The organism is Sphingomonas pollutisoli, from assembly GCF_029167165.1.
In the GTDB taxonomy this organism is placed as follows: domain Bacteria; phylum Pseudomonadota; class Alphaproteobacteria; order Sphingomonadales; family Sphingomonadaceae; genus Sphingomonas; species Sphingomonas pollutisoli.
Genome location: NZ_JARFNJ010000006.1, coordinates 203952 through 216289, shown reverse-complemented (window position 1 = coordinate 216289; position 12338 = coordinate 203952). Strand labels below are relative to the sequence as shown.

The window sequence follows — 12338 nt, the reverse complement described above, 5'->3', positions numbered from 1 at the left end:
GCGGCTATGGTCGCGCCGGAATCGTCAGCCCGCGCTGCACCGCCGGCCGCGCCAGCCCGCGATCCAGCCACGCCTTGACGTTGGCGAACCGGTCGAACCCGACGAGATCGCCCGCTTCGTAGAAATTGACCAGCCCGCGCACCCAGCCGAGCGTCGCGATGTCGGCGATCGTGTAATCGTCGCCCATGAACCAATCTCGCCCGTCGAGCACCCGGTCCATCACGCCGAGCAGCCGCTTCGCTTCGGCCACGTAGCGGTCGCGCGGACGCTTGTCCTCGATGTCCTTGCCGGCGAACTTCACGAAATAGCCGACCTGCCCGAACATCGGGCCGACCCCGCCCATCTGGAACATCAGCCACTGGATCGTCTGGTAGCGCCGCGCCGGATCGGCGGGGAGGAACTTGCCGGTCTTCTCCGCCAGATACAGCAGAATGGCGCCGCTTTCGAACAGCGCGAGCGGCGTGCCGCCGGGACCATCGGGATCGAGGATGGCGGGGATCTTGCCGTTCGGATTGAGCGATTCGAACGCCGCCGAATGCTGGTCGTCCGCGCCGAAGTCGATCGCGTGCGCCTCATAAGGCAATTGCGTCTCCTCCAGCATGATCGCGACCTTCACGCCGTTGGGCGTCGGCAACGAATAGAGCTGCAAGCGGTCGGGATGCTGCGCGGGCCAGCGCGCGGTGATCGGGAAATCGGCGAGCGGAGTTGGGTTGGACATCGGCGAACCTCCTTGATCCCGCCCATATAGGGCAATCGGCACGCCGCCACAGCGCGCACATGCGAAACGGTCTGTTCCCAAGTGGTGACCGCACCGCTATGGCGCCCCGATGCAGGCGACAGACCTCCGCGTTGCGCTTTTCAGCGGCAATTATAATTACACCAGGGACGGCGCCAATCAGACGCTGAACCTGCTCGTCGGCTATTTGCTCAAGCAGGGCGCGGCGGTGCGCGTCTATTCGCCGGTCAGCCGCAAGCCGGCCTTCCCTCCCGTCGGCGATCTCGTCGGCACGCGTTCGGTCAAGATGCCCGGCGGCCGCGCCGAGTACAAGCTCGGGCTGGCGATCGACGCGCGGGTTCGCGCCGATCTGGATGCGTTCGCGCCCAATCTCGTCCACGTCTCGGCGCCGGATTTCCTCAACCATTCGGCGGTCCGCTACGCGCGTGAGAAGGGCATCCCGGTGGTCGCTTCGTACCACACGCGGTTCGAGACCTATGTCAAATATTACGGCATCGGCTTCGTCGCGCCGCTGATCGTCAAGCTGCAGCGCAAATTCTACCAGAGCGTCGATGAGGTGCTCGCGCCGAGCCAGATGATGGGCGAGATCCTGCGCGAATGGGGCGTGACCACGCCGGTGACGCGCTGGTCGCGCGGGGTGAACCACGATCGTTTCAACCCGTCGCGGCGCAGCCTCGAATGGCGGCGCTCGCTCGGGATCGGCGACGACGAGATCGCGGTCGGCTTTCTCGGCCGGCTGGTGAAGGAAAAGGGGCTCGACGTGTTCGCCAAGGCGATGCACGCGCTCGACGCGCGCGGCGTGCCGCACCGGACGCTCGTGGTCGGCGAAGGTCCGGCGCGCGACTGGTTCGCCAAGGAAATCCCCGATGCGGTGTTCGCCGGGTACGTGACCGGCGACGATCTCGGCCGCGCGGTCGCCTCGATGGACGTGTTCTTCAACCCGAGCGTGACAGAGACCTTCGGCAACGTCACGCTCGAGGCGATGGCGGCGGGCGTGCCGGTGGTGGCCGCGCGCGCGAGCGGCGCGGTCGGGCTGCTCGAGGAAGGCGTGACCGGGCTGATCGTCCCGCCGACCGACATCGAAGGCTATGCCAACGCGCTCCAGCGCTTCTGCGAGGACGAGGCGTTTCGGCTCGGTGCCGGGCGCGCCGGGGTGGCCGAGGCAGCCGGGTATAAATGGGAGCGGATCAACCAGGTCGTGCTCGACACCTATCTGCGCGTGATCGAGCGGACGCGCGCGGCCGAACCCGTGCTGGAACATTGTTGACCGAATGACCGATGCCCGCCTGAGCAGCCCCGCCGCGCTCCGCAACCGAGACCCGATCCTCGCGGTGCTGCGCTCGGTTCTGCCGACAACCGGCACCGTGCTGGAGATCGCGAGCGGATCGGGTGAGCATATCGTGCATTTCGCACGGGCGCTGCCGATACTGACGTGGCAGCCGAGCGATCCTTCGGAGGCTGCTCGCGGCTCGATCGCCGCCTGGTTGGCAGCGGAGGCACCAGCAAACGTCCTGCCGCCGCTCGACGTGGATGCGTCCGCGCACGACTGGCCGGTCACGGCGGCGGATGCGGTGCTGGCGATCAACATGGTGCACATCAGCCCTTGGGCGGCGACGCTCGGGCTGCTCGCCGGCGCGGCACGCTTGCTGCCGCCGGGCGGGCCGCTGTTCTTATACGGGCCATACCGGCGCGGCGGCGAGCCGACGGCGCCAAGCAACATCGCGTTCGACGCCGATCTGAAGGCGCGCGACCCTGCTTGGGGCATCCGCGATCTCGACAGCGTGGCGGCCGCCGCCGACACGCTCGGGCTGAGCCTCGACCATGTGGTGGACATGCCCGCGAACAACCTGTCGGTGGTGTTCACACGGCGGTGACCTAGGCGCTAATCTCGTTCGGCGCGCCCTCCCTCCCCGTTCGTCCCGAGCGAAGTCGAGGGACGCGCCCCAAGCGTGGCGCTCCGTGTCTCGACTACGCTCGACACGAACGGTTTGGGAAGAAGCGTGTCAGGTCAGGCTATACCAGCCCGCGCGCCCACCCCACGATCGCGCTCGCCGGCATCGCGCCGGATTGGCGCGCCACCTCGCGGCCACCCTTGAACAGGATCATCGTCGGGATCGAGCGGATCGCGTAGCGCGCCGCGATCGCGCTTTCCGCCTCGGTATCGAGCTTGCCGAGCCGCATCCTCGGCTCCAGTTCGCGCGCGGCGGCGGCGAACGCCGGCGCCATCTGGCGGCACGGGCCGCACCATTCCGCCCAGAAATCGACCAGCAGCGGCAGGTCGCCCCGGCCCGCATGCGCATCGAAATTGGCGGCGGTCAGCGTAAGCGGCGCGGCCTGGAACAAGGGCGCGTGGCAGCGGCCGCATGTGCCCCCCAGCCCCAGCTTTTCGACAGGCACGCGATTGGCGCTCGCGCAGGCGGGGCAGATCACGATCTTGCTTTCGCTCATAAGCGTAAATGTAAGTCTCATAGGTGGATTGCCAAGCACCACGCGATTTCGTAAAGTCGTCGCCACATCAAGAGTTGGGGCGACGCCCGACGCCAACCTGCCTTCCGGGCAAGGTGGCACTTCCGCGAGGAAGGATGTGGCCGATCCGGCAACCAAACGGACCCAGCCACAGACCAGCGTCCGCTCCGTCAAAGGACCGAACGCCCGTGCCGATCAAGATCCCCGACGATTTGCCCGCCACCCGCACGCTCGAGGCCGAAGGCATCACCGTGATGCGTGAGGCCGATGCCGCGCGGCAGGACATTCGTCCGCTCCGGATCGGTCTGCTCAATCTGATGCCGAACAAGATCAGCACCGAAACGCAGCTCGCCCGGCTGATCGGCGCCTCGCCGCTCCAGATCGAACTGACGCTTGTGCGGATGACCGACCATGTCGCGCGCAATACCTCGGCGGATCACATGGCCGCGTTCTATCGCCCCTGGTCCGATGTGCGCGACGAGCGGTTCGACGGCTTCATCATCACTGGCGCGCCGGTCGAGAAGCTGCCGTTCGAGGACGTGCGCTACTGGGGCGAGATGCGCCAGATTTTCGATTGGACCCAAAGCCACGTCCATAGCTGCCTGACGATCTGCTGGGCAGCGCAGGCGGCGGCCTATTACTTCCACGGCATCGGCAAGCATCCGCTGCCGGCGAAGGCGAGCGGCGTGTTCCCGCACCGCAATCTCGCCCCCGCCTCCCCCTATCTGCGCGGCTTCTCGGACGATTTCGCGGTGCCGGTGTCGCGCTGGACCGAGGTGCGGCGCGAAGACGTGCTGCGCGCGCCGGCGCTGCGCATCCTCGCCGAGAGCGCGGAGACCGGGCCGTGTCTGCTCGAAGATCCGGCGTGGCGGCGCCTCTATATGTTCAACCACCTCGAATATGACACCAACACGCTCGCGGACGAATATGCGCGCGATCAGGGGGCGGTGCCCGCGCATTATTTCCCCGATGACGACCCGACGCGCGCGCCCGCGAACACATGGCGCAGCCACGCGCATCTGCTGTTCGGCAACTGGATCAACGAGATTTACCAGACCACGCCGTTCGAACTGGCCGCGATCAGCCCCGTGGCGCGGGCGGCGTAAGCGCGCTCGCGCCGGGTGGCGCCCTATTTCGCCGTGGAGACGGGTGCCGCCGTGTCCGGCGTCCAGCCGCCGCCCAGCGCGAGGAACAGGCTCACCTCGGCATCGACCAGCGCCGCCTGTGCGCTCGCCAGCGAGGCTTCGGCGTTCGCCAGCGTCGCCTGCGCGCTCAGCGTGTCGAGGAACGTGCCCCGCCCGAACCGGGTGAGCCGATCGGCCTGCGACACGGCGCGCGCGGCGCTGTCGCGCGCGAGGGTGAGGTCGGCGACCTGATCGCGCGTGCGCGCATAAGCGGATAGCGCGGTTTCGGTCTGCCGCAGCCCCTCCAGCACGGTGCCGTCGAAGTTCGCGAGCGCCGCGTCCGCCTGCGCGCCCGCGACCGCGATCTGCGCGCGGACCAGCGTGCGGTTGGGGAAGGTCCAGCTTATCAGCGGGCCGAGCGAAAGATGGAACGCGCTGCCCACGCCGAGCGGCGACAGCGGACCGGTGAACCCCGCCGACCCGCCAAGGCTTACCTGCGGATAGAGGTTCGCCGTGGCGACCCCGATCTGCGCGGTCGCCGCCGCGAGCGACCGTTCGGCGCGGCGGATATCGGGGCGCCGGCGGATCAACGCGGCACCATCCCCGACCGGCACGACGCTGCGGACGAGCGGCAGCTTGCGGCAGCTTTCCACCGCGCGCGGATAATCGGCGGGCGCGCGGCCGAGCAGGGCGGCGAGTTCGAACAGCGACGCCTGCCGCGCCGCGACCAGCGCCGGCAATTGCGCCTGGCTCTGCTCGACCGCGGTCTGCGCACGCGTCACATCGAACGCCGTATAGCGCCCGCCCTGCTGGAGCCGCCGCGTCGCGGTGAAGGTCTGCTGCTGGATGCCGATCACGCGGTTGACGGCGGCGATACGGACGTTGGCGGTGCAGGTGGCGGCGTAGGCGCGCGTCACCGCGGCCGCGACGGTGACGCGAACCTCGTCGCGCGCCGCCGCGCTCGCCTCGGCATCGGCCTGCGCCGCCTCGATCGAGCGGCGGATGCGGCCGGCGAGATCGAGCGGATAGGACAGGCTGCCGCCAAGATCATAGCCGACCCGGCCCGGCAGGTCTGCGCCGGTGCCGCTCGGCCGCGACAGCGCGGCACCGCCGGAAAGCCCGGTCTGGAGAGTACGTTCGGACTCGGCCTCGCGCACGATCGCGCTGGCGGCGCGCAGGTTGGCATCGGCGGCGCGCAGATCGGTGTTGGCGGCGAGGCCCTCGGTGACGAGGCTGTCGAGCACCGCGTCGTCGTAAAGCCGCCACCAGTGATCGGGCAGCGGCACCGCCGCGAACGCCTTGTCCTTCGCGCCGAGGAACGCGCCGTTGGCGGATGGAGACCGCGCGGCGGCGCCTTCGGGCAGGTGATAATCCGGCCCGGCGGTACAGGCCGACAGCGCCGCCGCCAGCGCGGCGGCCGAAAGGATCCGCCGGCTCATCGCGTCGCGCCCGGCGTCGCGCTCGGCGTCGGCGTCGGGCGCGGCCGCGCGAAGATCGGCTGGGGCGCGGGCGGCTCCAGCGTCACCGTCGCGGTGCGCCCGGAAATCAGCCGCAGGTCGGCGGGCGCATGGTCGATCTTGACCCGCACCGGGATACGCTGCGCGAGCCGCACCCAGGAGAAGGTCGCGTTGACATTGGGCAACAGATTGCCCGTGTTGGTGCGCTCGCTGTCACTGATGCCGGCGGCGATGCTCTCGACATGCCCGGTCAGCACGCGCGGATCACCCATCAGCCGCACCTTGGCGACCGCGCCGGGCCGGACGTTGCCGAGCTTGGTCTCCTCGAAATACGCTTCGATCCGCAGCGAATCGGCATCGACGAGCGCAAGCGCCTGCTGGCCGGCGGCGACATAATCGCCCGGATGCAGATCGAGGTTGGTGATCGTGCCGTTGACGCTGGCGCGGACCTGCGTGCGGGCGAGGTTGAGCCGCGCGGTATCGGCCTGCGCCTCCGCCTGCGCGAGCGCGGCCTGCGCGGTCGCGACGCGGGCGACGTTCTGCTCATGCGCCTCCGCCGCGACGAGATCGCCGAGCGCGAGATCGCGCGCCGCCTCGCGCCGGTTCTGTGCGAGCGTCGCGCGCGCGCTCGCGATCGCCGCCTGCGCCTGTTCGAGCGCGAGCGCGTAACGCGGCCGGTCTACCACGAACAGCAGGTCGCCGGTATGCACGAACTGGTTGTCGTGCACCGCCACGGTCGTCACCAACCCGCCGACGTCGGGGGTCACCCGCACCACGTCGGCACGGACGCGCCCGTCGCGTGTCCACGGATCGACCTCGTACCGTCGCCACAGCCAGAACGCGACGAGCATCGCGACGAGAACCAGCACCAGCGTCGCCGTGAAGCGGCCGGTGAGGGCGAGATAACGACTCCAACGATTCACAGCGCAACTCCCGGAGGCGCGAAGGCGAGCACCAGCCCGCCGAGGATGATGATGTAGATCGCCACATCGACCAAGGGGCGATAGGCGAAGACGCGGTACAGACCGATCAACGAGAACATGCGCGAGACCAGCGCCGCCAGCACCGCCGCCACGACCGCGAGCAGCAACAGGCCGGGCACATAGACGCCGAACAGGCTCACCTCACCGGTCATGCCGCCGCCTCCGCATAGCCGGGTGCCGTCGGAAACAGGTTGCGCCGCAGGCTGGTGAGCGCGAGCAGCGCGTCGCGGCGCTCGTCGGGCTTCGGATCGGCGGCGAAGGCGGTCATCGCGGTGTCGATCGCGGCGAGCAGATCGGGATCGTGCGTGGTCGGCCGGTCGAGCGAGCGCGCGCGATAATGTTCGCTCACCCGCGTCAGCACGGGATCGACGATGCTCCGCCCGAAGTCGTCCGCGGCGAGCTTGACCCGCCGCAGCCCCGCCACCGAGATGCCGACGCGCAGATCGACCAGCACGTCGAACAGCGGCCGCCCCGGGTCTTGCCCGCGCGCGACGAGGCGCGGGGCGAGCAGTCCGATGCGGTCGAGCATCTTGCTCACCCAGCCGATCTCGTCCGGCTCGCCGGGCAGCAGGCTGCGCCGTGCGAGGTCGCGCCATCCGGCGTGGATCAGCCGCGCGCTGCTCCGCTCGGCACCGACCGTCTGGAACAAACCGACCGTGACGACCGCGAAGGCGGTGCCGACGAGCTGCGCGACCGCGCCATTGGCGAACGCCGTGAAATCGCCGACGTAATTGGCGTTGAGGCCGATCAGATTGGCGAGGCCGAGCACGACGCCCAGCGAGATCAACGTATATTTCGGTATCGCGAGGAACGCCCCCAGCATCAGGAACATCGGCGCGAGCACCGCCGCGACGGTGACATAGTCGGTCACCCCCGGCAGGATTCCGAACAGATAGATGCCGGCGACCACCACGCCGATGATCGAGCCCCACAGGAAGGTGCGGATCGCCGGCGCGGGATTATCGCTGTTGCCGAACAGCGCGCAGCACACGCCCGCGATCAGCACCGCGCCCGCGCCGTCCGGCCAGCCCGAATAGATCCAGAACGCGCAGCCGATCACCATCGTGGCGACCGTGCCGAGCGCGGCGCGCAAGGCCGCCGGGCGGTCGCGGTGGAAGGTCCGCTTCGAGGCGCTGCGGAGCGCCTCGCGGACGACGGGTGTGACGGCGGCGCGGCTCGGCGAGCGGATCTGGTCGCGCAGATCGCGGACCGCGCGGTGCGACTGGACGAGATCGGCGAGCCGCGAGGCGAGGCTGAGGATCAGCGCGTCACGCCAGGCGAGCGGCGCGGTGACCGGTGGCTCCTCCGCGCGAATCTCGGCGACCAGCGCCTCGACGAACACGCCGCGCTCGACGAACGAGGTGGCGGGCGCGGCGAGCCACGCGCACGCGCGGCCGATCAGCCCGGCGAGCCGCTCGGGCACGCCGCCATGCGCCTCCAGCTCGACGATCCGGTCCTCGACCGCGCTGGCGAGCGGCAGCAGCAACGAAAGCTGGTCCTGCAACGCGCGCACGGTGCGGACGCGCGGCAGGAAACGCGCGGTGTCGAACGGCAAATGGGTGGAAAGCTGGTGGAGCTCGTTGACGTCGAGCGCGAGCCGACGCCGTTCGCGCAGCACCGTCTCGGTCGGCGCGCCGGTGAGCGCGTCGCGCGACCAGCGCTCGACATCCGCGATGATCGCATCGACACGAACCAGCAGCCGCCCCGCCACGCTTTGCGGAAAGACGAGCGCGTGGACCAGGCTGCCACACAGGATACCGAGCGATATTTCCTCGACGCGCAACACCGAAGTCTGGAAAACCTGCCCCGGCGCGGCGACACTCGGGAAGCCGATGATCGACGCGGTATAGCCGGCGAGCAGAAACACGTAGCTGCGCGGCGTGCGATCCTGCAACGAGACGAACAGGCACAGCCCGAGCCACAATGCGAGCGCGAGCGAGAGCAGTTCGGGCGCGTTGACGAGGTTGGGCACCAGCACCACCGCGGCGGTGGCGCCGAGCACCGTCCCCATCAGCCGGAACACCGCCTTGGAGATGACCGCGCCGGCGAGCGGCTGCGCGACGATGTAGGAGGTGCTGACCGCCCAATACGGGCGCGTGAGGCCGATCCTGAGCGCGATGTAATATGCCAGCATCGCCGCGATGAAGCTCTTGAGCGAGAACAGCGCGACGTCGAAGCCGTAGCGATCGCTCATTTCGCGCTCGCCGCGATGGCGGCGGCGCTCATGCGGTCGAGCACGGCGGCGGTGGTGGCGAGCGTATCGTCGTCAAAGCCGACCAATATGCGGCGGCGCAGCGCCGCGAGCGAGCGTTCGCTCTCCTCGACGATCGGGCGGGCGCGGTCGGTGAGCGCGAGCCGCTTGCTGCGGCGGTCATGATCGTCGGGCGTGCGCGTGACGAGGCCCTGCTCGACGAGCTGGTCGAGCAACCGCACCAGCGAGGGCGCGGCGATCTCCGTCGCCTCGGCGAGATCGGTGAGCCGCACGTCGGGGCCGATTCGGCCGAGGTGGGTCAGCACCCATGCGGTCGCCGCCGAGAGGCCCTGCGCCTCCAACGCCTCGTCCGCCAGCTTGCGCCAGATGCGGGCGAGCGGCAGCAGCCGTCCGGCAATCTGCGCCTCATGAGTGGTTCTCGGGCTAATCATTAGGATGCTAATTATTTCCTCTTGAGGATTTCGCAAGAGCCGGCCCGAAATATATCCGCGATGCGGCGCGCCGTCCCCATCGCAGATTGGCGCGATCATCGCGGCAGCCGCGCGAGCGCGATGCCCGCCAGATTCTGCGTACGTTTGATGTGCCGGACGCGCAGCGTCAGCCCGGTCGCGGCGGCTCGTAACGCGTCGGCATGCGCGGATCGGCGCGCATCGCCGGCGAGCGCGGCATTGGCCTGCGCCACCACGGGCGCCGAATCGCCGAGCAACACCGCCTCGTCCAGCCCGAGCGACCGCGCCACCCCCACCGCCCGCAACAGCGCGAGCCATTCGGCGTCCATGCTCGATCCGTCACCGATATCACGCTCGATCAGCGCCTGCCCGCGCGCCACCACGGCGATCTCCATCCGGCCGGGGTTGGGCCGGCATCCGCCGTCGAAGAAGATTCGGAGCCGCTCCGCTTTCGCCATCACTCGCCCCTTGTCGCGAACGGCAGCGTACCGGTCGCGCGGCCGCTTGCCCAGCCCGCGACGCTTGCCAAGCGCGCGCGCGATCGGCACGAGATCGGCCATGACCACGCCGATCCGACCGCGCCGCTCGATGCTCTACGTTCCCGGCGACAAGCCGCGCGCGCTCGAAAAGGCGAAGACGCTCGAGTGCGACGCGATCCTCTTCGATCTCGAGGATGCGGTCGCGCCCGAAAACAAGGCGCGCGCGAGAGAGGGGATCGCCGATGCGGTGCGCGCGGGCGGCTATGGGCATCGCGAGTTGATCCTGCGGGTGAGCGCGCCCGATTGCGCCGAGGATTTCGCGCTGGCGTGCGCCCTGCCGCTCGACGGCGTGCTGCTGCCCAAGGTCGAGTCAGCCGCCACCGTGGCCGACGCGGCGGCGCGAAATCCGCATCCGGTCTGGTGCATGGTCGAGACGCCGCTCGGCGTGATCCGCGCCGCCGAGATCGCGGGCGCGTCCGATCGGCTCGCGGGGTTCGTCGCGGGCACCAACGATCTCACCAAGGATTTGCGCGCACGGCATACGCCCGCGCGCACCCCGCTGCTCACCGCGCTGTCGCTGATGGTGCTGGCGGCGCGAGCGTATGGGCTGGCGGTGATCGACGGCGTGCATCTCGATCTCGACGATCTCGCCGGGTTCGAGGCGGCGTGCCGGCAAGGCGTCGAACTCGGCTTCGACGGGAAATCGCTGGTCCATCCCAATTCGATCGGCATCGCCAACCGCGTGTTCGGCCCCTCGCCCGAGGAGGTCGCCCGCGCCCGCGCGATGGTGGCGGCTTGGGAGGAGGCGCGCGCACAGGGCCTCGGCGTGGCACGGATCGATGGGGCGATGGTCGAGCAACTCCATGTCGATGATGCCAATCGCCTAATCGCGCTCGCCGACGCGATCGCACGGCGCTGACCGCATGACGATCGCTGAAATGCTGCGCCGCGCGGCCGAGGAGGATGGCGCGCGCACGGCGCTGGTCTGCGAGCGCCGGTGTTGGAGCTATGCGGCCTTGTGGCGCGCGGCGCAGGGCGCGGCGACACTGTTTCGCGAGCGTGCCGCGCGATCGGTCGCGCTGCTCGACGGCAATGGCGAGGCGGGCGTTATCGCGCTGTTCGGCGCGGCGCTCGCTGGAGTGCCGTTCACCCCGCTCAACTACCGCCGCGCCGGCGCCGACATCGCCGCGCTGCTCGACAGGATCGCGCCCGCCTGGCTGATCGCGGGCGACGAGCGGGCGGCGCAGCTCGGCCAAGCGGCGGGCGCGATCGTGTCCACTCCGACCGCCTTCGTCGCGGCAGCGCAGGCTGCCCCACCCGCCACGGCCGACGGCGGTGACCACGCGGTCGCCGTCCAGATCTTCACCAGCGGCACGACCGGCGCACCCAAGGCGGCGCTGCTGCGGCATAGCCATTTGCAAGCCTATATCGCCGCCACCGCGACGCCAACGAAGGCAAGCCCCCACGAAGGCTCGCTGGTGAGCGTGCCGCCATACCATATCGCCAACGTCGTCGCGGTACTGACCGCGGTTCACGCGCGCCGCCGCTTGCTGCTGCTCCCCGCGTTCGACGCGGCGGCATGGCTGCGGCTCGCCGGAATGGAGAGGCCGAGCTACGCCTTCGTCGTCCCGACCATGCTTGCGCGCATCCTCGACCGGATCGAAGACCCAGCGTTGGCGCCCCTACCCTCGCTGACCGCGCTCTCCTACGGCGCTGGACCGATGCCGCCGGCGCTGCTCGAACGCGCGCTCGCGCGCTTCCCCGCCGTGCGCTTCACCAACGCCTACGGCCTCACCGAAACGTGCGCGACGATCACGTCGCTCACCCCCGAGGATCATCGTGCGGCGCTGGCGAGCGCAGATCCAGCGGTGCGCGCGCGGCTGCGCTCGGCGGGGCGGCCGCTGCCCGGCATCGAAATCGAGGTTCGTGACGCGGCGGGGCGGGCACTCGCCGCCGGGCAGCGCGGCGAAGTCCATGCGCGCGGCGTCCAGGTCTCGGGCGAATATCACGACCGCGACGCGCGCGATGCCGACGGCTGGTTCGCCACGCGCGATCTCGGCTGGCGCGATGCCGACGGGTATCTGTTCCTCGCCGGCCGCGCCGACGACGTGATCGTGCGCGGCGGCGAGAATATCTCGCCCGGCGAGATCGAGGCGGTCCTGCTCACCCACCCCGCCGTCGCGGACGCCTGCGCAGTCGGCCTGCCCTCGCCCGAATGGGGCGAGAGCATCGGCGCGGCGCTGGTGCTGCGCCCCGGCCATACCGCCCCACAGGCCGCCGAGATGCAGGCGCTCGTCAAGGCGCGGCTGCGCTCCTCGCATGTCCCGGAACGGATCGCGGTGCTCGATGCGCTGCCCTATAACGACCTCGGCAAGCTGCTTCGGCGCGAGGTGCGCGCATCCCCTCTACTCAGGACCGCTTCGAGCCTGTAA

Annotated in this window: 13 protein-coding genes and 1 riboswitch; of the genes, 5 read left to right on the top strand and 8 right to left on the bottom strand. The window is 69.9% G+C overall.

What is annotated here, in order from left to right:
• Positions 1 to 4 precede the first annotated feature (4 nt).
• Positions 5 to 718, bottom strand: a complete 714-nt coding sequence (locus tag PX554_RS14990) for a glutathione S-transferase N-terminal domain-containing protein (RefSeq protein WP_275503041.1) — start codon at positions 716 to 718, stop codon at positions 5 to 7.
• A gap of 109 nt (positions 719 to 827) precedes the next feature.
• Here PX554_RS14990 and PX554_RS14985 point away from each other — a divergent pair, with 109 nt between their 5' ends.
• Both PX554_RS14985 and PX554_RS14980 read left to right on the top strand, forming a co-directional pair.
• A complete protein-coding gene (locus PX554_RS14985) occupies positions 828 to 2003 on the top strand; it encodes a glycosyltransferase family 4 protein (protein WP_275503039.1) in 1176 nt (391 codons plus the stop codon).
• Positions 2004 to 2007: 4 nt separating this feature from the next.
• A complete protein-coding gene (locus PX554_RS14980) occupies positions 2008 to 2610 on the top strand; it encodes a DUF938 domain-containing protein (protein WP_275503036.1) in 603 nt (200 codons plus the stop codon).
• Positions 2611 to 2749: 139 nt separating this feature from the next.
• On the opposite strand, the gene trxC is transcribed toward PX554_RS14980, so the two are convergent.
• The gene (gene trxC, locus PX554_RS14975) at positions 2750 to 3184 is read right to left on the bottom strand and encodes a thioredoxin TrxC (RefSeq protein ID WP_275503034.1); all 435 of its coding nucleotides are present in this window, start codon (positions 3182 to 3184) and stop codon (positions 2750 to 2752) included.
• A 59-nt stretch (positions 3185 to 3243) separates the two neighbouring features.
• Positions 3244 to 3350: riboswitch (SAM-I-IV-variant riboswitch) on the top strand.
• A gap of 40 nt (positions 3351 to 3390) precedes the next feature.
• Here trxC and PX554_RS14970 point away from each other — a divergent pair.
• Positions 3391 to 4308 (top strand): homoserine O-succinyltransferase, encoded by a 918-nt coding sequence (locus tag PX554_RS14970; RefSeq protein WP_275503031.1) that lies wholly within the window; start codon positions 3391 to 3393, stop codon positions 4306 to 4308.
• Positions 4309 to 4331: 23 nt separating this feature from the next.
• Here the strand turns inward: PX554_RS14970 and PX554_RS14965 are convergent, their stop codons facing one another.
• The 6 genes from PX554_RS14965 to PX554_RS14940 all read right to left on the bottom strand — a co-directional run bounded on the left by PX554_RS14965 (position 4332) and on the right by PX554_RS14940 (position 9987).
• On the bottom strand, positions 4332 to 5765 hold the full coding sequence (locus tag PX554_RS14965; RefSeq protein WP_275503029.1) for an efflux transporter outer membrane subunit: 1434 nt from the start codon (positions 5763 to 5765) through the stop codon (positions 4332 to 4334).
• Positions 5762 to 6634, bottom strand: coding sequence for an efflux RND transporter periplasmic adaptor subunit (locus PX554_RS14960; RefSeq protein ID WP_420833459.1), 873 nt, complete (start codon positions 6632 to 6634; stop codon positions 5762 to 5764). The genes PX554_RS14965 and PX554_RS14960 overlap by 4 nt, the downstream gene beginning before the upstream one ends.
• Positions 6635 to 6702: 68 nt before the next feature.
• Positions 6703 to 6918, bottom strand: coding sequence for a DUF1656 domain-containing protein (locus tag PX554_RS14955; RefSeq protein WP_093224043.1), 216 nt, complete (start codon positions 6916 to 6918; stop codon positions 6703 to 6705).
• Positions 6915 to 8960: an FUSC family protein gene (locus PX554_RS14950; RefSeq protein ID WP_275503026.1), complete on the bottom strand. Its 2046-nt coding sequence runs from the start codon at positions 8958 to 8960 to the stop codon at positions 6915 to 6917. Before PX554_RS14950 ends, PX554_RS14955 begins: the two co-directional genes overlap by 4 nt.
• Positions 8957 to 9409: a MarR family transcriptional regulator gene (locus tag PX554_RS14945; RefSeq protein ID WP_275503024.1), complete on the bottom strand. Its 453-nt coding sequence runs from the start codon at positions 9407 to 9409 to the stop codon at positions 8957 to 8959. The genes PX554_RS14950 and PX554_RS14945 overlap by 4 nt, the downstream gene beginning before the upstream one ends.
• Before the next feature lie 95 nt (positions 9410 to 9504).
• Positions 9505 to 9987: a ribonuclease HI gene (locus tag PX554_RS14940; RefSeq protein ID WP_338061599.1), complete on the bottom strand. Its 483-nt coding sequence runs from the start codon at positions 9985 to 9987 to the stop codon at positions 9505 to 9507.
• Here PX554_RS14940 and PX554_RS14935 point away from each other — a divergent pair.
• Together PX554_RS14935 and PX554_RS14930 are read left to right on the top strand one after the other, a co-directional pair.
• Positions 9986 to 10825, top strand: coding sequence for an HpcH/HpaI aldolase/citrate lyase family protein (locus tag PX554_RS14935; RefSeq protein ID WP_275503022.1), 840 nt, complete (start codon positions 9986 to 9988; stop codon positions 10823 to 10825). The genes PX554_RS14940 and PX554_RS14935 overlap by 2 nt on opposite strands.
• Positions 10826 to 10829: 4 nt before the next feature.
• Positions 10830 to 12338 carry a class I adenylate-forming enzyme family protein gene (locus PX554_RS14930; protein ID WP_275503021.1) on the top strand — a complete coding sequence of 503 codons (1509 nt, stop codon included), beginning with the start codon at positions 10830 to 10832 and terminating at the stop codon, positions 12336 to 12338.

Coding starts and splice junctions, on each gene's coding strand:
- PX554_RS14990 (WP_275503041.1), bottom strand. CDS start 718: ATGTCCAACCCAACTCCGCTCGCCGATTTCCCGATCACCGCGCGCTGG.
- PX554_RS14985 (WP_275503039.1), top strand. CDS start 828: ATGCAGGCGACAGACCTCCGCGTTGCGCTTTTCAGCGGCAATTATAAT.
- PX554_RS14980 (WP_275503036.1), top strand. CDS start 2,008: ATGACCGATGCCCGCCTGAGCAGCCCCGCCGCGCTCCGCAACCGAGAC.
- trxC (WP_275503034.1), bottom strand. CDS start 3,184: ATGAGCGAAAGCAAGATCGTGATCTGCCCCGCCTGCGCGAGCGCCAAT.
- PX554_RS14965 (WP_275503029.1), bottom strand. CDS start 5,765: ATGAGCCGGCGGATCCTTTCGGCCGCCGCGCTGGCGGCGGCGCTGTCG.
- PX554_RS14960 (WP_420833459.1), bottom strand. CDS start 6,634: ATGCTCGTCGCGTTCTGGCTGTGGCGACGGTACGAGGTCGATCCGTGG.
- PX554_RS14955 (WP_093224043.1), bottom strand. CDS start 6,918: ATGACCGGTGAGGTGAGCCTGTTCGGCGTCTATGTGCCCGGCCTGTTG.
- PX554_RS14950 (WP_275503026.1), bottom strand. CDS start 8,960: ATGAGCGATCGCTACGGCTTCGACGTCGCGCTGTTCTCGCTCAAGAGC.
- PX554_RS14945 (WP_275503024.1), bottom strand. CDS start 9,409: ATGATTAGCCCGAGAACCACTCATGAGGCGCAGATTGCCGGACGGCTG.
- PX554_RS14935 (WP_275503022.1), top strand. CDS start 9,986: ATGACCACGCCGATCCGACCGCGCCGCTCGATGCTCTACGTTCCCGGC.
- PX554_RS14940 (WP_338061599.1), bottom strand. CDS start 9,987: ATGGCCGATCTCGTGCCGATCGCGCGCGCGCTTGGCAAGCGTCGCGGG.
- PX554_RS14930 (WP_275503021.1), top strand. CDS start 10,830: ATGACGATCGCTGAAATGCTGCGCCGCGCGGCCGAGGAGGATGGCGCG.